The 19,093-nt window shown below is 72.5% G+C and carries 16 protein-coding genes; 4 read left to right on the plus strand and 12 right to left on the minus strand.

Annotated features, from left to right (window positions below):
- Positions 1 to 15: 15 nt before the first annotated feature.
- From RZ50_RS13210 to RZ50_RS13230, 5 genes are all read right to left on the minus strand, one after another.
- Complete coding sequence (locus RZ50_RS13210; protein WP_196952580.1) at positions 16 to 1,650, minus strand: acyl-CoA dehydrogenase family protein; 1,635 nt, start codon at positions 1,648 to 1,650, stop codon at positions 16 to 18.
- The gene (locus RZ50_RS13215; RefSeq protein WP_196952581.1) at positions 1,634 to 2,332 is read right to left on the minus strand and encodes a TetR/AcrR family transcriptional regulator; all 699 of its coding nucleotides are present in this window, start codon (positions 2,330 to 2,332) and stop codon (positions 1,634 to 1,636) included. The genes RZ50_RS13210 and RZ50_RS13215 overlap by 17 nt, the downstream gene beginning before the upstream one ends.
- A gap of 123 nt (positions 2,333 to 2,455) precedes the next feature.
- A complete protein-coding gene (locus RZ50_RS13220; RefSeq protein WP_196952582.1) occupies positions 2,456 to 3,937 on the minus strand; it encodes a S28 family serine protease in 1,482 nt (493 codons plus the stop codon).
- Between the two features lie 271 nt (positions 3,938 to 4,208).
- Complete coding sequence (locus tag RZ50_RS13225; protein ID WP_196952583.1) at positions 4,209 to 5,141, minus strand: serine protease; 933 nt, start codon at positions 5,139 to 5,141, stop codon at positions 4,209 to 4,211.
- 141 nt (positions 5,142 to 5,282) lie between these two features.
- Entirely contained in the window at positions 5,283 to 5,912 is a 630-nt protein-coding gene (locus tag RZ50_RS13230; RefSeq protein ID WP_196952584.1) for a TetR family transcriptional regulator, read from the minus strand.
- A gap of 117 nt (positions 5,913 to 6,029) precedes the next feature.
- On the opposite strand from RZ50_RS13230, the gene RZ50_RS13235 reads away from it, so the two are divergent.
- The 3 genes from RZ50_RS13235 to RZ50_RS13245 all read left to right on the plus strand — a co-directional run bounded on the left by RZ50_RS13235 (position 6,030) and on the right by RZ50_RS13245 (position 7,504).
- The gene (locus tag RZ50_RS13235) at positions 6,030 to 6,185 is read left to right on the plus strand and encodes a hypothetical protein (RefSeq protein WP_196952612.1); all 156 of its coding nucleotides are present in this window, start codon (positions 6,030 to 6,032) and stop codon (positions 6,183 to 6,185) included.
- Between the two features lie 53 nt (positions 6,186 to 6,238).
- Positions 6,239 to 6,502: a DUF4190 domain-containing protein gene (locus RZ50_RS13240; protein WP_196952585.1), complete on the plus strand. Its 264-nt coding sequence runs from the start codon at positions 6,239 to 6,241 to the stop codon at positions 6,500 to 6,502.
- Positions 6,503 to 6,616: 114 nt separating this feature from the next.
- Positions 6,617 to 7,504 carry a metallophosphoesterase gene (locus RZ50_RS13245; RefSeq protein ID WP_308271621.1) on the plus strand — a complete coding sequence of 296 codons (888 nt, stop codon included), beginning with the start codon at positions 6,617 to 6,619 and terminating at the stop codon, positions 7,502 to 7,504.
- A 51-nt stretch (positions 7,505 to 7,555) separates the two neighbouring features.
- Here the strand turns inward: RZ50_RS13245 and RZ50_RS13250 are convergent, their stop codons facing one another.
- The 7 genes from RZ50_RS13250 to RZ50_RS13280 form a co-directional block, all read right to left on the minus strand.
- Positions 7,556 to 10,135 (minus strand): ABC transporter permease, encoded by a 2,580-nt coding sequence (locus RZ50_RS13250; RefSeq protein WP_196952586.1) that lies wholly within the window; start codon positions 10,133 to 10,135, stop codon positions 7,556 to 7,558.
- Positions 10,132 to 10,887: an ABC transporter ATP-binding protein gene (locus tag RZ50_RS13255; protein ID WP_196952587.1), complete on the minus strand. Its 756-nt coding sequence runs from the start codon at positions 10,885 to 10,887 to the stop codon at positions 10,132 to 10,134. The genes RZ50_RS13250 and RZ50_RS13255 overlap by 4 nt, the downstream gene beginning before the upstream one ends.
- Positions 10,884 to 11,195, minus strand: coding sequence for an SHOCT domain-containing protein (locus RZ50_RS13260; RefSeq protein WP_196952588.1), 312 nt, complete (start codon positions 11,193 to 11,195; stop codon positions 10,884 to 10,886). The genes RZ50_RS13255 and RZ50_RS13260 overlap by 4 nt, the downstream gene beginning before the upstream one ends.
- Before the next feature lie 197 nt (positions 11,196 to 11,392).
- Positions 11,393 to 12,070: a response regulator transcription factor gene (locus RZ50_RS13265; RefSeq protein ID WP_196952589.1), complete on the minus strand. Its 678-nt coding sequence runs from the start codon at positions 12,068 to 12,070 to the stop codon at positions 11,393 to 11,395.
- Positions 12,067 to 13,311, minus strand: a complete 1,245-nt coding sequence (locus tag RZ50_RS13270; RefSeq protein WP_196952590.1) for a sensor histidine kinase — start codon at positions 13,309 to 13,311, stop codon at positions 12,067 to 12,069. The genes RZ50_RS13265 and RZ50_RS13270 overlap by 4 nt, the downstream gene beginning before the upstream one ends.
- A 193-nt stretch (positions 13,312 to 13,504) precedes the next feature.
- The gene (locus tag RZ50_RS13275; protein ID WP_196952591.1) at positions 13,505 to 16,048 is read right to left on the minus strand and encodes an ATP-dependent Clp protease ATP-binding subunit; all 2,544 of its coding nucleotides are present in this window, start codon (positions 16,046 to 16,048) and stop codon (positions 13,505 to 13,507) included.
- Positions 16,049 to 16,233: 185 nt separating this feature from the next.
- Positions 16,234 to 16,938, minus strand: a complete 705-nt coding sequence (locus RZ50_RS13280; RefSeq protein WP_196952592.1) for a VIT family protein — start codon at positions 16,936 to 16,938, stop codon at positions 16,234 to 16,236.
- 641 nt (positions 16,939 to 17,579) lie between these two features.
- Here RZ50_RS13280 and RZ50_RS13285 point away from each other — a divergent pair.
- Positions 17,580 to 19,046 carry a pyridoxal-dependent decarboxylase gene (locus RZ50_RS13285; RefSeq protein WP_196952593.1) on the plus strand — a complete coding sequence of 489 codons (1,467 nt, stop codon included), beginning with the start codon at positions 17,580 to 17,582 and terminating at the stop codon, positions 19,044 to 19,046.
- Positions 19,047 to 19,093: the final 47 nt, after the last annotated feature.

Raw genomic sequence — 19,093 nt, forward strand, 5'->3', positions numbered from 1 at the left:
GGGCGTCCTGGGCGTTCACACGGGCACCGGGCGGGCTCGGTCGATGATCGCGGCGGTGTCGACGCCGGAGGGCAGGGTGCCGAAGGCGGCGCCGTGGTCCCCGCCCAGGCGGGTGGCGCAGAAGGCGTCGGCCACCGCCGGGCTGCCGTACCGGACCAGCAGCGAGCCCTGGAAGGCCAGCGCCATCGACTCGACCAGCCGGCGGGTGCGGTACTCCAGGTCGGTCACGTCGCCGAGCTGCTTGCGCAGTTCGGCGACGGCCGCGTCCAGTCGGCGGTCCGCGCCGGCGGCGGCGTCGAGTTCGCCGAGGAAGGCCTCGACGGTGTCCGGGCGCTTGGCCATGGCGCGCAGCGCGTCCAGGGCCGCGACGTTGCCGGAGCCCTCCCAGATCGACACCAGCGGCGCCTCGCGGTAGAGCCGGGGCATCCCGGACTCCTCGACGTAGCCGTTGCCGCCCAGGCACTCCAGCGCCTCGGCGGCGTGCGCCGGACCGCGCTTGCACACCCAGTACTTGGCCACCGCCAGGCCCAGCCGCCGCACCAGCGCCTCGGTCTCGTCACCGGCCAGGGCGCGGTCGGTGGTCTGGGCGAGGCGCATCGCGACGAGGGTGGCGGCCTCGGACTCCACCGTCAGGTCGGCCAGCACGTTGCGCATCAGCGGCTGGTCGACCAGCGCCTTGCCGAACGCCCGCCGGTGCAGGGCGTGGTGGACCGCCCGGGTGGTGCCGTAGCGCATGCCGGAGGCGGCGCCGATGGTGCAGTCGAGGCGGGTCATGTTGACCATCTCGATGATGGTCTGCACCCCGCGGCCCTCCTCGCCGACCAGCCAGCCGACCGCGCCGTCGTACTCCAGCTCGGCGGAGGCGTTGGACTTGTTGCCGAGCTTGTCCTTGAGCCGCATCAGGTGCAGCCGGTTGCGGCCGCCGTCCGGGAGGACGCGCGGCAGCACGAAACAGCTGAGCCCGCCGGGGGCCTGGGCGAGCGTCAGGAAGAGGTCGGACATCGGGGCCGAGGTGAACCACTTGTGGCCGGTGAGCCGGTAGGTGCCGTCCGGCTGCGGGCTCGCGGAGGTGGTGTTGGTGCGGACGTCCGAGCCGCCCTGCTTCTCGGTCATCGACATGCCGGCGATCAGCCCGCGCTTGGTGCGCGGCTCGCGCAGCCCGTAGTCGTACTCCGTCGAGGCCAGCAACGGCTCCAGCTCCCCGGCCAGGGCGGGGTTCGCGCGCAGCGCCGGGACGGCGGCGTAGGTCATCGAGATCGGGCAGGTGTGGCCGGCCTCGACCTGGCCCCAGACGAAGAACTTGGCGGCGCGGGCGGAGTGGGCGCCGGGCCGGTCGTCCCGCCAGGGCGCGGCGTGCAGGCCGTGCGAGACGGCGGTGCGCATGAGCTCGTGCCAGTACGGGTGGAACTCGACCTCGTCGATCCGGTGGCCGAAGCGGTCGTGGGTGCGCAGCACGGGCGGGTGCTCGTTGGCGAGCCGGCCCCACTCGGCGGCCTGCTCGGACCCGGCCAGTCGGCCGAGTTCACGCAGTTCGGGCTCGGCCCAGCCGGCGTCGGCCCGGTGCAGGGCGGCGAGCAGGGCGGGGTCGGCGGCGGTGTCGTGTCCGTACGGCAGGGGCACCTGGTTGGTGACCTCATGCGTCGCTGTCATCGCGTCCTCCCAGGGCACGCAGGGTGAAGGAGACCAGGGCGGGGACCACCGCAGCGGTGGCCCCCTCGCTTTCGGGTGCGCTGCTCCCGGGTGCACTGCTTCCGGGTGCGCCGCTTCCGGGTGCGCTGCTTCCGTGGACGTTGCTTCCGGGCGCGGCCGCGAGCGGTCCGGCCAGGGCCTCGCCGACCGCGCCGACCAGGGCGGCGGCGGTCAGCACCGGGTCCTGCTCGGGGAGTTCGCCCTTCGCCACGGCGGCGGCGATCTCGGTGGCGATCACGTCCCGGAACGCCCGCCGGAACACCAGGCGTTCGCCGTCCACGACCGCGTCGGCCGGCTCGACCAGCAGCGCGTACGCCAGCCGGGGCGCGCGCAGGGCGCGGGCGGCGAAGGTCTCGACCACGGCCGCGATCCGCTGCTGCGGGGTCTCCCGGCGGGCGACGGCGGCGTTCACCGCGTCGATCTCATGGGTGACCACCCGGCGGAACAGCTGCACCGAGAGCTCGGCCTTGTTGGCGAAGTGCTGGTAGAGGCTGCCGGTGGCGATCCCGGCACGGTCCGCCACGGCGGCCATGGTGCAGCCGCCGTAGCCGCGCTCGGCGAGCAGGCCGACCGCCGACTCCAGCACCGCCTCGCGCTGGGCGTCCAGGCGGGCTTGTACGGCGGCGGTGCGTCGGTAGGCCATGGAAGCATTGAAGCACTGATTCACCGCTTCGGGGAGGGGGTGGCGCCGCCGGCCTCGCCGCTCCGAACGCGCGGAGGCCGCCCCGGGCGGGGCGGCCTCCTCATCGTGGGTTGCTGCCGGGTGCTACAGCGGGCGGCGCTCCTGCTCCAGCCGCTGACCCTCGGCGTCGAGCGGGCCGAAGGGCGGGATCGACTGCTGCGACTTGGCGAGCGAGCGGGCGGTGCCCTGGTCTCCCAGGCCGGCCCACTCCAGCACCTTGGCGGTGGCCTCCGCCGACTGCTCGGCGGGCAGCTTGCCGATGTTGGAGCCGTGGTTGCCGCCGGGCACGGTGTAGACGTAGCTGTCCTCACTGCCCCGGCCGAGGTGGAACGGCTTGGCGCCCCACGGGTCGTTGCCGCCGTAGACGTACATGAGCCGCTCGCCCTCGCGCTTCACCCAGCGGTCGATCTCGGGCATCGCGGACCGGTTGAAGACGGTCGGGATCTCCTTCGGCACGTAGGAGCGGGCCGAGTAGAGCTCCAGGTAGTCGTAGTGCAGCTGGTCCCGCAGGTACGAGACGTCGAAGTACGGCGCGCCCAGCTCGGTGGCGGCCTGGTAGTAGTACGCGGTGTACTTCGCCAGCGACTGGTCGCTGTTGCCGGTGATGCCGGACTGCGAGTCGTACCAGGCGTACAGCTCGTCGTCGGTCGCGGTGGCGGCCACCGGGACCTTGGCGCAGTCCGACTCCAGGCTGTACTGCCAGAACGCCCAGATCACGTCGAGCGCGCCTGCCTCGTAGGCGCGGTCCGGGGTGCCGAGGGTGTTGAAGGTCGAACCGGCCGCCTTGTTGTCCGCGATGAAGCGGGGCTCCAGGCGGTCGCGGCGCACCAGCAGCTCGCGCTGGGCGGCGTTCAGCCGGGCCCGGCACTCGGGGGTGCCGACGGTGCGGAAGAACTCGGTGTAGGCCGAGTAGTCGTAGCGGTCGGTGTTGTTCGGCGCGACGTAGGCGATCGTGCCCGCCACGTCGTCCGGGTAGAAGCGGCGGTAGAAGGTCGAGGACATGCCGCCCTTGCTGGCGCCGGTGGAGAGCCACTCCTGCTGGTAGATCCGCTTGAGCGCGGTCACCAGGGCGTGCGAGTCGGCGGCCCCCTGGCGGATGCCGGCCTTGGACCAGTCGGCCGGGTCGGGGCGCGACGGGGTGAAGAACCGGTACTCGATGGACACCTGGTTGCCGTCCACCAGCCGGGCCGGCTCGGTGCGGGACGGAGTGGTGCCCAGGGTGTAGCCGTTGGTGTAGAAGACGGTCGGGCGGTCGTAGCCGCGGTGCAGCAGGCTGAAGCGCTGCTGGAAGGTGCCCAGCCAGGGGCGGAAGTGGTCGATCGGCTGGGTGTAGGTGGCGAGGAAGTAGCGGTGGCCGGTGGTGGTCGGCTTCTCCTCGGTGATGGTCACCCCGGGGATCGCGGCCAGACGGTCCTTGATGTCGGCGTTCGGGTCGTCCGCGGGGCTCCGGCCGTGGGAGGCCCCGGCCGGAGCGGGTGCAGCCGACGCCGGGACGGCCAGGCCGCCGATCGCGAACATCGGTATCAGCAGGACGGAAACCAGCAGCCTTCTCAGCTTGGTGGTCATCAACTCTCCATCTGGTCAACGGACATGACGGCCGACTCGTCGGCACGGCTCTGTGGTGCGGGTGGTGCGGAGGCCGCCCGGTGGACGACCGAATGGGCCACTCGCCTGGTCGCGGGTGGCCCATCGGGGAAGGGCGCTGGTCAGTGGGGGGGGGTCGGACTCGGTTCCGTCGACTGACGGGTGCGCGTTACGGGCCCGGCGTCACGGGCCCGGCGTCACCGGCCCTGCGTCACCGGCTCGGCGTTACGGGCTCGGCGTCACCGGCTCGGCGTTACGGGCGGGCCAGGGTGCAGCCCGGCAGGGTGAGGTCGAAGCGGTTGCCGGGGGCGAAGCAGGCGGGGATGCCGTAGGTCTCCTGGGCGTAGCCGATGCCCTGGTGCACCGTGACCGTGCCGTTCTGGTCGACCTCGCACGGGTTGTCGAGGGTGCAGGACTCGCCGTTCTCGTTGATGGTGTTGTTCACGGCGACCAGCAGACCGGTCGAGGTGTCGACCACCGGCGAGCCGGAGGTTCCGCCGATCACGTTGCAGCCGGAGGTGTAGCGGACCGAGTCCTTGAAGGTCCAGTCGGCCTCGTTCAACTGATAGGCGAAGCCGTCGATCGAGCAGGAGTAGATCTTCTTCCAGTAACCGGAGACGACCCGGATGTCCGCGCCCTGGGTGGGGTGGGTGTCGGAGATGGTCAGCGGGGATATCCCGTACCGGGACTTGATCGAGGCGTAGCTGGTGTTCAGCTGGTAGATCGACACATCGGTGTCGGTCATGGCGCCGTAGACCACCTTGGTGGCGCGCAGCGTGGCGAGGCCGCTGCCACTGGCGCTCAGCAGGGTGAAGGTGCGGCTGGAGGGCTGGTTGAGCACCACCTCGCCGGGGCCGGGCATGCCGGACTCCAGGCAGTGGCCGTTGGAGAGGACGAGGGCCGGGTCGCTAGCGGCCGAGCCGGGCACCCGCACCAGCGAGCCGGAGCAGTTGCTGAGCGCCACCGTCCCGGCGAAGTTGACGGTGACTCGGGGGGCCGCCTTGAGGGCCGAGGGGTTGTCGGCGGCCTGGGCGTCGACGGGCTGGGCCTGGACGCTTCGGGCCTGGACGCCCCGGGCCCCGGCGGGGGCCGTCGGGGCGGCGGCCTGGGCCGGGAGGGCGCCGGCGAGGGCGGTGGCCCCGGCGACCAGGAGCGTGGCGAGCATGCCTATGAGCGGCTTCTTCATGAGAGACCTCTCGGTGTGGGGGTCCACCAAAGCTGTCGCGGACATGACCCACTGTCAAGAGTCAAAACCAGCCCAAGAGAACACCCCTGCTCGCGACGGCACACCCCCACCCTCCGCCGCGCCCGCTAGCGTCGCGAGCGCTCAGTTCCCCCGCCAGTGGCGCCGACCGAGGCTGATCAGGCGCAGCTGAAGCCGTGCCGTGGCGGCGATCCGCCGCTCCCGGTCCGGGTCGGCCTCCTGGGCCTCCAGGAAGGCGGAGGCCGTCGACACCATGTGGTCCACGTACAACTCGGCGAGCATCCGCAGGTCCTGCTCGCTCCACCCCCGCGAGACCGGCTGGAGCGCCAGGGCGGCGCCCACCTCGGCGGCGAATCGGCCGAGTTCGGCGTCGATCGCCTCGCGCACCCGCCGGACCCCGCCGTGCCGCTCGCGCGCCAGGAAGCGCACGTGCGGCCGGTGCTCGCGGACGTGCCGCCGGATCACGTCCACCGCACGGTCGATCAGCTCCTCGGCGTCGCCGGCCTCGGCGAGCACCGAGCGGATCATGACGTGCAGGCTGGCCAGCGACTCCTCGACCAGCGCGACACCGAGCGCGGCGAGGTCCGGGAAGTGCCGGTAGAAGGCGGCCGGGGACAGCCCGGCCTCCCGGGTGACCTCGCGGACGCCCAGGCTGGCCAGGTTCTGATCGGCCAGCAGGTGCAGGCCCGCGTCCAGCAAGGCCCGCCGACTCTGCTGCTTCTGGGCCTGTCTGGCCCCTACGGTGTGACTCACGCCATTCAGTAAACAGTCGTTTGCCGAACTTGGCCAGCCGGGCGTACAGTGAGCACCGAACTCGGTGAACATTTGTCAACCGAAATCGACGCAGTCTCAAACGCGAAGGAGCCGGCCGTGATCCTCCTCTCCGCCCTCGTCGCCATGGGTGTCCTGATCGGCGCCGCCGCGCACACCTCCCTCCCGGTCTTCCTGACCGCCGCCGCGGCCATCACCGCCTGGCTGCTCGCCTTCGGCGCCCGCGAGGGCATCGCCCGCCTGCGGCACCGCTGACCGCAGCCGCAGGCCGACCCGCCCGTCCCTCCCATCGAGAGGACCCCACCGCCATGAGCACCGTCACCGAACGTCAGGACACCGCCGAGGCCGACAACATGGCCGTCGCCTCCTTCCTCCTCGGCCTCCCGGGCCTGCTGCTCTTCAACATCGTCCTGGGCCCGATCGCCATCACCCTCGCCACGCTCGCCCTGGTCCGCGGCACCGGCCGCCGAGGCCGCGCCTTCCTCGGCCTGGCACTCGGCATCGCCTCGCTGGCAATCCTCGCCGTCACCACCGCCACCTCCCACGGCGTGCTCATCGACATCGGCTCCTGAACCGAGGTCAACTCCCGTACCTCCTACCGAACGGCTGATGCCGTCAACCCGGCCCGCGGCCCCGCCCCGCCACGTAGGGTGGCCACATCGGCCAGGTGAGCACAGGGGGCAGGAGTGGGTACCGAGATCCGCAGCGACGCACAGCAGGCGCCTCCGGCCACCGGAACGGGCGGCCGGCTGCTCGCGGTGAGCGACCTGCACATCTCCTACCAGGAGAACCGCGAGCTGGTGCAGAAGCTCGAACCCACCCACCCCGACGACTGGCTGCTCGTCGCCGGGGACGTCGCCGAGCTCACCACCAGCATCGAGTGGGCGCTCGGCCTGCTCTCCGAACGCTTCGCCCGCGTGGTGTGGGCGCCCGGCAACCACGAGCTGTGGACCCACCCCGACGACCCGGTCCAGCTCCGCGGCGTGGCCCGCTACGACCACCTGGTGGAGCTGTGCCGCAACCTCGGCGTCATCACCCCCGAGGACCCGTACCCGGTCTGGCAGGGGGCCGGCGGCCCCGTCCGCATCGCTCCACTCTTTCTCCTGTACGACTACTCCTTCCGTGCGCCGGGCACGACCACCAAGGAGGAGTCCCTGGCGGCCGCCTACGCGAGCGGCATCGTCTGTGCGGACGAGCGGATGATCCACCCGGAGCCGTTCCCGGACCTCGACTCCTGGTGCCGCGAGCGCGTCCGGCTGACCGAGGAGCGGCTCGCGGCCTGCGACCCGGACGTCCCGCTGGTCCTGGTCAACCACTACCCGCTGGTCCGCCACCCCACCGAGGTCCTCTGGTACCCCGAGTTCGCCCAGTGGTGCGGCACCGAGCTCACCGCCGACTGGCACCGCCGCTTCAACACCGCCGCGATGATCTACGGCCACCTGCACATCCCGCGCAAGACCAGCTACGACGGCGTCCCGTTCGAGGAGGTCTCGCTCGGCTACCCGCGCGAGTGGCGCAAGCGCGGGCTGCCGGACCCGCTCCTGCGGGAGGTGCTCCCGCAGGCCGCGGGCTGACCGGCCCCACCCCCTTCCCCTCTCCACACCCTCCTCTCCACGCCGCCGTCCCTACTCCGCCGCGATCGCCCGCAGCACGTCCAGCCGCGCCGCCCGGCCCGCCGGGCGGAGTCCGGCCACCGCGCCCGCCAGCAGCCCGGCCGCCAGCACCACGGCCAGCTGCCCCGGCGGGATCGCGAACGATCCCGTCCCCGCGCTGTCCGAGGCCCGCACCAGCGCCCACCCCAGGAAGGCCCCGAGCCCCAGCCCGCCGACCGTCCCGAAGGCTGCCACCAGCACCGACTCCCAGCGGACCATCCCGCGCAGCTGCGCCCTGGTCTGGCCGACCGCCCGCAGCAGCCCCAGCTCCCTGGTCCGCTCGTGCACCGCCAGCGTCAGGGTGTTGGCGATGCCCAGCAGTGCGATCAGCACGGCCAGCGCCAGCAGCGCGTAGACCACCGAGAGCATCATGTCGACCCCGGAGGCCGCGCTCTTCGCGTACTCCGCCCGGTCCTGCACCTGCGGGTTGCTGAAGGGGGCCAGCGCCTTGGCCACCGCCGCCTTGCCGGCGCTCAGCGGAACGCCCTCGCGCAGCCCGACCGCGACCATGGTGTCGGCGTCCTGCCCCCGGTGCGGGGCCCACGCCTGCCGGGTTATCAGGTAGTCCCCGGCCAGCCCGCCGCCCTCGTACAGCGCGCGAATGGTGAACGGTCCGCTCGCACCGTCGGTGAAGCCCACGGTGACGGACTGTCCGAGCCGCCAGCCGCGCTGCTGCGCCTCGCTGCGCGAAACCGCCAGGCCGTCCGTACCGAGCGCGTCGAGCGAGCCGTCCACCCGGCCGAGGTCGACGATCCCGGACAGCCGGGCCGGGTCGGTGACGTCCAGCGTCCGGCCGTGCCCGTCGATCCGGGCCACGCCCCGGCCGAGCCCGACCGTCTGCCGGACCTCGGGCAGGGCGGCCAGGGTGTCCGCGACCTTGGGGCTGATCCCGCTGCCGCCCGCCCCGAACGAGGAGGTGGTGACGGCCAGATCACCCGCGAAGGACTTGCTCACCGTGTCGTCCAGGGTGGCCTTGATCGAGGCGCCGAAGACGGTGAACAGGGTGACCACCGCGACGCCGATCATCAGCGCGCTGGCCGTCGCCGCGGTACGGCGCGGATTGCGGGCCGCGTTGCGCCGGGCCAGCACCCCGGAGACCCCGCGCAGCCTGGGCAGAGGCGCGCCCAGCGTCCGGACCGCGAAGGCCGCCGCGACCGGGCCCAGCACCACCGTGCCGGCCAGCACCGCCAGTGCCCCGCCCGCCGTCAGCACGACCGACGGGCCGTCGGTGGCACCGAGGACGGCGACCGGCACTCCCCCGGCCACCAGCAGGCCGCCGAGCACCGTCCGGACCGTGCCGGACCGCCCCTCGGCCGCCCGGTCGACGCCGGTGTCCCGCAGGGCCGCCAGCGGCGCCGTCCGCCCCGCCCGGACGGCCGGCAGCAGCGCCGAGCCCACCGCGACCAGCGTCCCGACCAACAACGGCATCAGTACGGCGGCCGCACTGATCACCATGCCTCCGGTCGGCAGGGCGAAGCCGAGCGCCGAGAACAGCGCCTTGAGCCCCGTCGCCACCCCGATCCCGCCGAGCAGCCCGCCGAGCGAGGCCAGCAGGCCGACCGCCAGCGCCTCCGCGAGCGTCGCCCCGAGCACCTGGCCGCGCCCCGCGCCGAGCGCCCGCAGCAGCGCGTTCTCCCGGGTGCGCTGGGCGACCACGATGGCGAAGGTGTTGTGGATGGTGAACGTCGCCACCAGCAGCGCGATCCCGGCGAAGACCAGCAGCAGCGTGGTGAACATGCTCAGGAACCGCCCGGACAGCAGCTGGGTGCTCTCCCGGGTGGCCTCCGCACCGGTGATCGCCTGGACACCGGAGGGCAGTTGGGGGCTGATCCGGGCGACCAGCTCCCGCTGGGAGACCCCGCCCGCCGCGCGGACCTGGATCGAGCCGGCCTGCCCCGCGCCCCGCGGCGTGAGGTGACGCTCGGCGTCGTCGAAGGTCATCGCGGTGAAGGTGCTCGGCCCCATGCCGTCCGCGCTCGCCCCGAAGGTGGCGATGCCGACGACGGTGACCGGCACCGGGTCGGGCGTGCGCAGCACGGTGGTCGAGCCGAGGTGCAGCCCGCCCGTCCTCGCCGCGCCGCGGTTCACCACGACCTCGCCCGGGGCGCCCGGCGCCCGGCCCTCGGCCAACCGGTACGGGTTGAGCCGACTGTCGGTGAGCCAGTTGCCCGCCAGGGTGGGTGGGCCCTGGCCGCCGATCGGTTTGCCGTCGCTGCCGACGAGTTGGCCCGCGCCCTGGACGGACGGCTCGGCGGCCGCCACCCCGGGGATCGTGCGCAGCCGGTCGGCGAGCGCCGCCGCCACCGGGGCCCGCACCCCGCCGACCGTGCCCGCGGAGTCCAGCACGTCGGCGCTGCGGACCACCACGTCGGTGCCCGCGTTGGCGTCGGCGAAGAGGGTGTCGAAGTTGGCCCGCAGGGTGTCGCCGAGCACCATCGTGCCGGTCAGGAAGCTGACCCCGAGCAGGATGGAGAGCAGGGTGCCGGCCAGCCGGCGCCGGTGGGCGCGCAGCGAGCGCAGGCTGAGCCTGGCGGTGACCGGTGCCGACGTCATGACCGCCCCCGTTCGAAGGCCTTCATCCGGTCCAGCACCAGCCCGGCGCTCGGCCGCTCCATCCGGTCCACCAGCCGCCCGTCGGCGAGGAACAGCACCTCGTCGGCGTGGCCGGCCGCCGTCGGGTCGTGGGTGACCATGACCACCGCCTGGCCCATCTCGTCCACCGCGCGGCGCAGCAGGCCGAGCACCTCGCCGCCGGTGCGGGAGTCGAGGTTGCCGGTCGGCTCGTCGGCGAAGACCACCTGCGGCCGCCCGGCCAGCGCCCGGGCCACCGCGACGCGCTGCTGCTGGCCGCCGGAGAGCTCGCTCGGGCGGTGCCGCAGCCGGTCGCCCAGTCCGATGATGCTGATCAGCGCCTCCAGCCAGGCCTGATCGGGGGCGACCCCCGCGAGATCCAACGGCAGGGTGATGTTCTCCCGGACGGTGAGCGTGGGCACCAGGTTGAAGGCCTGGAAGACGAAGCCGATCCGCTCCCGGCGCAGCAGGGTGAGCCGCCGGTCGTTGAGCGGGCCGAGCTCGGTCTCGCCGATCCAGGCGCTGCCGGCGGTGAGGGTGTCCAGCCCGGCGGCACAGTGCATCAGGGTGGACTTGCCCGAACCGGAGGGCCCCATGATCGCAGTGAACCGCCCGGCCGGGAACTCCACCGTCACGTGGTCCAGTGCCCGGACCTCGGTGCCGCCGACGCCGTAGATCTTCACGGCGTCGGCGACCCGGGCGGCGGTACCGCGTACGACGTCGAGGGTGGTCATGCGGCGCCACCTCCCCGGGGGACGTCGCTCGTCGGCTCCGTGAGCACGGCCCGCCTGGCGCGGTACTCCTCGGCGTCGATGTCCCCCTCGGCGTAGCGGCGGCCCAGGACGGCGAGCGGGTGCTCCGCCCCGGATCCGAGCCGGGATCCGGCCCAGACCCCCGTCCCGGCCCCGAACGCGCAGCCGTGCCGCCGCCAGAGGGTGCGGCGCAGCAGGGTGATCACCAGAACCACCACGGCGATCCAGACCAAGGGGACCAGCAGGATCCAGGGACCGGGCCCGTGCCAGTCCGCCAACTGCGTGTACATCGCGCTTCAACTCCTCGGTGGTGGGCCTCCAGACCTCGGGCCGTTCCCGAGGTGCCTAGAGCGTCCCGCCGAGGGTTCTCATCACGCGTCCTACCAGCAGCGGCAGTTGGGATACTCCCGGGAGAGTACGGACGCCCCGCGACGCGCCGCGCCAGGAGTAGGCGTGCAGGGCCAGGATCGGGCTGCGTCGGTCCGGCTCAGCCCAGCCAGCCCGGCCGCACCAGCCCCGACTCGTAGGCCAGCACCACCAGTTGCGCCCGGTCCCGCGCCCCGAGCTTCACCATCGCCCGGCTGACGTGCGTCTTCGCCGTCAGCGGGCTGACCACCAGTCGGCGGGCGATCTCCTCGTTGGACAGCCCCATCCCGACCAGCGCCAGCACCTCGCGCTCCCGCTCGGTCAGCATCGAGACGTCCGAGAGCCCCTCCGGCACCGCCTCGGGCGCCTTCGACCGGGCGGCGAACTCCCCGATCAACCGCCTGGTCACCCCCGGCGACAACAGCGCGTCCCCGGCCACCGCGACCCGGATCGCCCGCAGCAGGTCGGCCGGCTCGGTGTCCTTGACCAGGAAGCCCGCCGCCCCCGAGCGCAGCGCCTCGAAGACGTACTCGTCCAGCTCGAAGGTGGTCAGCACGACCACCCGTACGGAGGACAGCGCGGCGTCCTCGGCGATCCTCCTGGTCGCCTCCAGCCCGTCCATCCGCGGCATCCGGACGTCCATCAGCACGACGTCCGGCACGAGTTCGCGGGCGAGCCGCAGCGCCTCCTCGCCGTCGTCCGCCTCGCCGACCACGGTGAGGTCGTCCTGGAGGTCCAGCAGGGCCCGGAAGCCCGCCCGGACCAGCAGTTGGTCATCCGCCAGCAGTACCCGAATCAATCGCTCTCCGCCTTCGGTGTCGGCAGCTCCGCCCGGACCCGGAAGCCGCCGCCGGGCAGCGGCCCCGCCGTGATGGTGCCACCGAACGCGGCCGCGCGTTCCCGCATCCCGACCAGCCCGCTGCCTGAGCCGCCGGCGTCGCCGACCACCGTCGGCCCCGGGTCCTCGACCCGCACCACCAGTACGGCCCGATCCCGCCAGTCCAGCACCACGACCGCGTCCCTGGCCACCGAGTGCCGGATGACGTTGGTCAGCGCCTCCTGGACGATCCGGAAGGCCGTGAGGTCCACGGTGGCGGACAGCGGGCGCCGCTCGCCGAACTCGTGCACCTCCGCCGTCAGGCCCACCCGCTCGGCCTGCTCGGTGAGTTCGTCCAGCCGCTCCAGCCCCGGGGCCGGCCCGCGCGGCGCCGCCCCGGGCCCGCGCAGTGTGGCCAGCACCTGGCGGACCTCGCCGAGCGCCTCCTTGCTGGTCGACTTGATGGTGACCAGCGCGGTGCGGGCCTCCTCCGGCCGCCGGTCGAGCAGGGCCAGCGCGACCCCGGCCTGGATGTTGATCAGCGACAGGCTGTGCGCCAGGATGTCGTGCAACTCCCGTGCCATCTTGAGGCGTTCCTCGTTGGCCCGGCGCTGCTCCAGCTGCTGCCGGTAGGCCCGGTGGGCGGCGATCCGCTCGCGCCGGAAGCGGACGATCTCGCCGATCGCCATCACCAGCAACAGCCAGGCCAGCAGGCCGAGTTCCTCCAGCCAGGCGATGTCGGACGGCGGGCTGGTGCGCCGCCAGCCGACCGGCAGCACGAAGGTGACCAGGACGTGCACCAGGTAGACCCCGCCGAGGCCCGCCCAGGCCGCCCGGCGATGCCCGGCGCCGATCGCCGCGCAGCAGGCGATCAGCCAGCTCACGAACACCGGCCCGTACGGGTACCCGGCGGCCAGGTAGCCGGCGGTGACCACCGAGGTGCCGATCACCGTCGCGACCGGGCGGCGGTCGCGAAGCACCAGCAGCGCCGGGCCGAGCACCAGCAGGAAGTAGCCGAGGGCGTCCAGCGGGGCCCGCCCGTGCTGGTTGTGGGCGGCGAAGGTCGAACCGACCACCTGGACCACCGCGAGCACGGCCGACAGCCCCAGTGGCAGGCCCGCCTTGGCCGCGCGCACCCACGGCGGGCGCCACGGCTCGGGCGGTTCCGGCGGCTGCGCGGCCGGGCCCGGGCCCGACGGCTCCGACGGCTCCGGTCGGGACATGGGCGGCATCATGCCCGGAAGGCTAGACCCGCGCCCCGCCCCCACGCGTCCTCCACCAGTGGCGTTCGGGCGTACTCCCGCTGGAGTACACCCGAACCGGGGAAGCCTCCAATCCGGGGAAACTTCCAAGCCGGGGACGCAGCCGAACCGGGAACGCAGCCGAACCGGGGAAGCGCCCGGACCAGGGAAGGCGTCAGCCCTCCGCGTCGGCCGCCGCCCGCGCCTTCTCCTCCGCCTCCTCGAACGTCGCCGAAGGCTCCGGCCGCGCCAGGGTGACCGCCAGCTCGCCGTCGCTCACGTCCGCGATCAGCGTGTCCCCCTCCCGCACGGTGCCGTCCAGCAGCAGGTTGGAGATCCGGTTGTCCAGCTCCGACTGGATCGTCCGGCGCAGCGGCCGGGCCCCGAACTCCGGCTGGTAACCGCGGTTGACCAGGTACTCCTTGGCCGTCTCGGTGACCTCCAGCCGCACGTCCTGCGCCCGCAGCCGGCGCCGACTGCGCTCCAGCAGCAGGTCGACCACCGACAGCAGGTCCTTGCGGGTGAGCGCGTGGAAGACGATCACCTCGTCGATCCGGTTGAGGAACTCCGGCCGGAACTGCCGGCGCAGGTCCCGCATCAGGTCGTCCCTGATCTCGTCCACGTTCCCGGCGTGGTCCAGGATCCGCTGCGAGCCGATGTTGCTGGTCATGATCACCACGGTGTTGCGGAAGTTGACCGTACGCCCCTGGGAGTCGGTCAGCCGCCCGTCGTCCAGCACCTGGAGCAGCAGGTTGAAGACGTCCGGGTGCGCCTTCTCCACCTCGTCGAAGAGCAGCACGCTGTACGGCTTGCGGCGCACCGCCTCGGTCAGCTGCCCGGCCTCCTCGTAGCCGACGTACCCGGGCGGGGATCCGACCAGCCGGGAGACGGTGTGCTTCTCCTGGAACTCGCTCATGTCGAAGCGGATCATCCGGTCCGGGTCGCCGAACAGCAGCGCGGCCAGCGCCTTGGCCAGCTCGGTCTTGCCGACGCCGGTCGGCCCGAGGAAGAGGAAGGAGCCGGTCGGCCGCTCCGGGTCGCCCATCCCGGCCCGGCCGCGGCGCACCGCCTGGGCGACGGCGGTGACCGCCTCGTCCTGGCCGATCACCTTCTCGTGCAGGTGCTCCTCCAGCTTGAGCAGCCGCTCCTTCTCGGTCGCGTTCAGCTCCGCGACCGGGATGCCGGTCCGGGAGGACAGCACCTGCGCGATGTCGTCGGCCGTCACGTCGACGACCTCCTCGCGGGACTCGGCGATCGCCGCCAGCTCGTCCTCGGTCTGCCGCAGCTCGGTCTTCAGGTTGGCGGCCCGCACGAACTCCTCGTCCGCGACGGCCTCGTCCAGCTCCCGCTTCAGCTTGGTGATCCGGTCCTGCACGCCGGTCGCCTCGGTGGAGCCGCTCAGGCTGCGCAGCCGCACCCGCGCACCGGCCTGGTCCAGCAGGTCGATCGCCTTGTCGGGCAGGAAGCGGTCGCTGACGTACCGGTCGGAGAGGGTCGCGGCCGCGTCCAGCGCCTCGTCGCTGAACCGCACCTGGTGGTGCGCCTCGTACGCGTCGCGCAGCCCCTGCAGGATCTCGATCGTCTCCTCGACGCTCGGCTCGGGCACCAGCACCGGCTGGAAGCGGCGCTCCAGCGCGGCGTCCTTCTCCACGTGCTTGCGGTACTCGTCCAGCGTGGTCGCGCCGACCACGCTCAACTCGCCGCGCGCCAGCGCCGGTTTGAGGATGTTGCCGGCGTCCATCGAGCCCTCGCCGCCGCTGCCCGCGCCGACCACGGTGTGCAGCTCGTCCAGGAACAGGATCACGCTCTTCTCGGCCGCGGTGACCTCGTCGATCACCTTCTTCAGCCGCTCCTCGAACTCGCCCCGGTACTTGGAGCCGGCCACCAGCGCGGTCAGGTCGAGGGTGACCACCCGCTTCTCCCTGAGGCTCTGCGGCACGTCCCCCGAGATGATCCGCTGGGCCAGGCCCTCGACGATCGCGGTCTTGCCGACGCCCGGCTCGCCGATCAGCACCGGGTTGTTCTTGGTCCGCCGGGAGAGGATCTCGACGGTCTGCTCGATCTCCTCGGCCCGCCCGACCACCGGGTCCAGCCGGCCCGAGCGCGCCGCCTCGGTGAGGTCCTGCCCGTACTCGTCCAGCGTCGGCGTCTCGCTCGGGTGCGCGCCCGTGCTGCTGCGCTCGCCGCCGGTGCCGCGCCCCTCCAGCACCGACTTCAGCGCCTCCTGCGAGGGCGCCGCGTTGCGCAGCGCCACGCCCGCGCCCGAACGCTCCTGGTCCAGCAGCGCGCCGAGGATGTGCTCCGGGCCGATGTACGAGGCGCCGACCGCCTGCGAACGGGCGTGCGCGGCGAGCAGCGCACGCTTGGCCGACGGGGTGAGCGCCGGCTGCCCGTCCAACGACTCCCCGTTCCCGGACGGCAGGGCGTGCTCCAGGTCCCCGGAGAGCCGGTCCGGGTCGATGCCCGCCCGCTCCAGCATCCGGCGCGACGGCTCCACCCGGGTGGCCGCCCAGGCCAGGTGCGCGGTGTCGAGGTCACTGCTGCCGTCCTCGGCCGCGCGCTGCGCGGCGAGCGCCAGCAGCTCCTGCGAGGACTCGCTGAGCAACCGCCCGATCGGCACCCGCTGAACGGCGGGAGGGGAGGCCAGCGGGCTCATCCCGAAGAACCGGCTGAGCAGGTCGGAGAACGGGTCGTTCGATCCGAACGGGGGCATGGTCACGGCGGTTCACCTCTCCCAAGCGGTTTGCAGCCACACAAACACAGACCGCGCCCACTCGCCTCCCGGGCGAAGCACCCGGAACGCCGCACCCTGAACGCCGTACCCGGACGAGCCTTCCCGGGCGAACCACACCCTGAACGCCGTCCCCGGGCGAACCACACCCGGACGAACCGTCCCGGACGAACTCACCCGGTGAGGTGGCCCAGCACCACGCCGCCGCTGTACGTCACCGCCATCGCCAGCAGCCCGCCCGCGACGTTGCGCCCCACCGCCCGCGCCGGACCGGCCCCGCCCAGCCGGGCGCTGGTCCAGCCCGAGAGGGTCAGCGCGACCACCACCGCGGCCGCCGTCACCGGCAGCCGCCAGGTCTCCGGCGGCAGCATGACCGCCAGCAGCGGCACCAGGGCGCCCAGTGTGAACGCTGCCGCGCTGGCCAGCGCCGCCTCCCAGGGGTTGGTCAACACCTCGGGGTCGATGCCGAGTTCGGTCTGCGCGTGGGCCGCCAGCGCGTCCCGCTCGGTGAGCGCGGACGCCACCTCGCGGGCCAGGCCGTCGGTCAGTCCGCTGTCCCGGTAGTAGTCGGTCAGCTCGTCGAGCTCCCCCTCCGGGTCGTCCGTCAGCTCCCGCTGCTCCTTCGCCAACGCGGCCCGCTCGGTGTCCCGTTGGGTGCTGACCGACACGTACTCGCCGACCGCCATCGACATCGCCCCGGCCAGCAGCCCGGCCACCCCCGCCGCGAGCAGCGCCGTACGGGAGCCGGCCGCGCCCGCCACACCCGTCACGATCCCGGCCGTCGACACCACGCCGTCATTGGCCCCCAGGACGGCGGCCCGCAACCAGTTCAGCCGCGCCGACAGCTCCGCCCGGGTCTCCCCCATCTGCTCCGCCATCCGCGCCCACCGCCCTCAGGGGTCCGTACGGTCCCCCCGATCCTCGCCCGTGCCCTCCGGCCCCGCCACCCCGCGTGCAACGTCCCGCGCCACCCCTGCCGGCACCATCCCGCCGCCGCCCCGCCGGCAACATCCCGCCGCCCCCCGTCACCCGTAAGCGGAACGGTTCGCACTCGCTGCCCACCCGGCGTGACGGCCGGACGGCGGCACGCCCGCGACCAGCCGGAAAGCCGGAGCGGCCCGGCCGGAAAACCGACATAACGCCATGAAGATGCCGAATTCAGTGTTCGATTAATCGCCACACAGTTCGATTCCACCGTTCGAATTGTGACGGACCACATCACCGCTCCGGCCAGCCGTTTCACGGGATTCCGGGTGTCGAAGCCGGGCCGCGACGGCGTGCAATCGAAAGCCGATAGAAAACATAGATTCACTCGTTCGAGTTACCCAGCTGGACATGAACCGCGCCGGAAAGGGAGAGTCGCGGTGTCCTCAACAAGGGCCATTGGGGGGCTCCTATGATGGAATCTCGATCGACGCACGAAATGGTCGAGCAGCAGGGCGGAGTCGGATCGCTCATCGGTGTTCAGAAACCGAGGCTCTCCGCGCCTTTCAGGGTCGGGAAAACGCACGGCGGCGAAATGCTGACCGACACCTTCGATCCCGATCTTTTTCGGAAGAATTCCGAGACGGTACTGGGCCGACTAGAGGAGCACCTGGCCGACTCGTCGATCAGAGGGCTCGAACTGATCGACCCGGAAACGCTGACCCAGGCCGCCCGGGCCCTGATGACCGACGAGCGCGAGAAGATCGCGGCCTTCGACGAGAAGCGGCTGGACGGGATCACCGACCTGTACGTCAGGACGGGCATCCCGGTCCACTCGCCGGGCTACATGGGACGGCAGTTCTCGGGAGTGGTACCGCTGGGCGGGGTCGTCGACTTCGTCAGCTCGGTGGTCAACCAGCCGTCCTCGTTCTACGAGGCCGGCCAGCTGCCCAGCGTGGCGGAGCGGATCATGGCCGAGGAACTGAACCGGTTCATCGGCTGGGAGCCCGACAGCTACGCCATGGTGACCACCTCGGGCGGGTCGCTGGCCAACCTGACCGCGCTGCTCGCAGCCAGGAACAAGATGTTCCCCGACTTCTGGTCGGGGGGCAGTCCGGTGGCGGACGGCGGGCCCCGCCCGGCCATCGCGGTCGGCGCGGACGTGCACTACAGCGTCTCGCGGGCGGCCGGGATCCTGGGGATCGGCGAGTCGCAGATCGTCCGGCTGCCGATCAACCGGAAGCAGCAGATCTGCCTGGAGCAGGTCCGGCCCGCCCTGGAGGCCGCCGAGCGGCGGGGGCTGAAGGTGTTCGCCCTGGTCGCCTCGGCCGGCACCACCTCGGTCGGCGCCTTCGACCCGCTCGACGAGCTCGGCGACCTCACCGCGGAGCTGGGCATCTGGCTGCACGTCGACGGCGCGCACGGCGCCAGCCTGCTCGTCTCCGACAAGCTCCGCCACAAGCTGCGGGGGGTCGAGAAGGTCGACTCCCTGGCGTGGGACGCGCACAAGATGATGTTCGTCCCGGCGCCCTGCACGCTGCTGTTCTACCGGAACAAGGAGGACAGCCTCGGCGCCTTCCAGCAGCGCGCCAGCTACGTGTTCGACGAGGAGCCGGACCGCTACACCGAGCTCGACAGCGGCGCCAGGAACTTCGAGTGCACCAAGCGGCCCATGATCATGCCGCTGTGGACCCTCTGGTCCGTCTACGGCCGGGCCCTCTTCGCCGAGAAGATCGAATACCTCTGCGAACTGACCGAGGAAATCCACGGAATTCTCCAGGACGAGCCGGAATTCGAGACGGTGCACCGCCCGGAGGCCAACATCCTGTGCTTCCGCTACCGCCCCGCCGAACTCCCCGACGAGGACGTGCACCGTCTCCAGGTGGCGATCAGGAACCGGATCAAACTCCGGGGCAATTTCTTCATCTCCAAGGTGAACATCGACGGCGTCGCCGCGCTGCGCGTGGTCATGATGAACCACCAGATCACCACCGAGCACTTCCGGATGCTGCTGAGTGAGATCAGGCGGGTCGGCATCGAATTGCTGGCCGCCGCCAGGTGAGAGCCGCCGCACCAACCGGGGCACCCGCGCGAATGAACAAGACGAAA

It is taken from the genome of Kitasatospora sp. SUK 42 (genome assembly GCF_015776785.2).
GTDB lineage: Bacteria > Actinomycetota > Actinomycetes > Streptomycetales > Streptomycetaceae > Kitasatospora.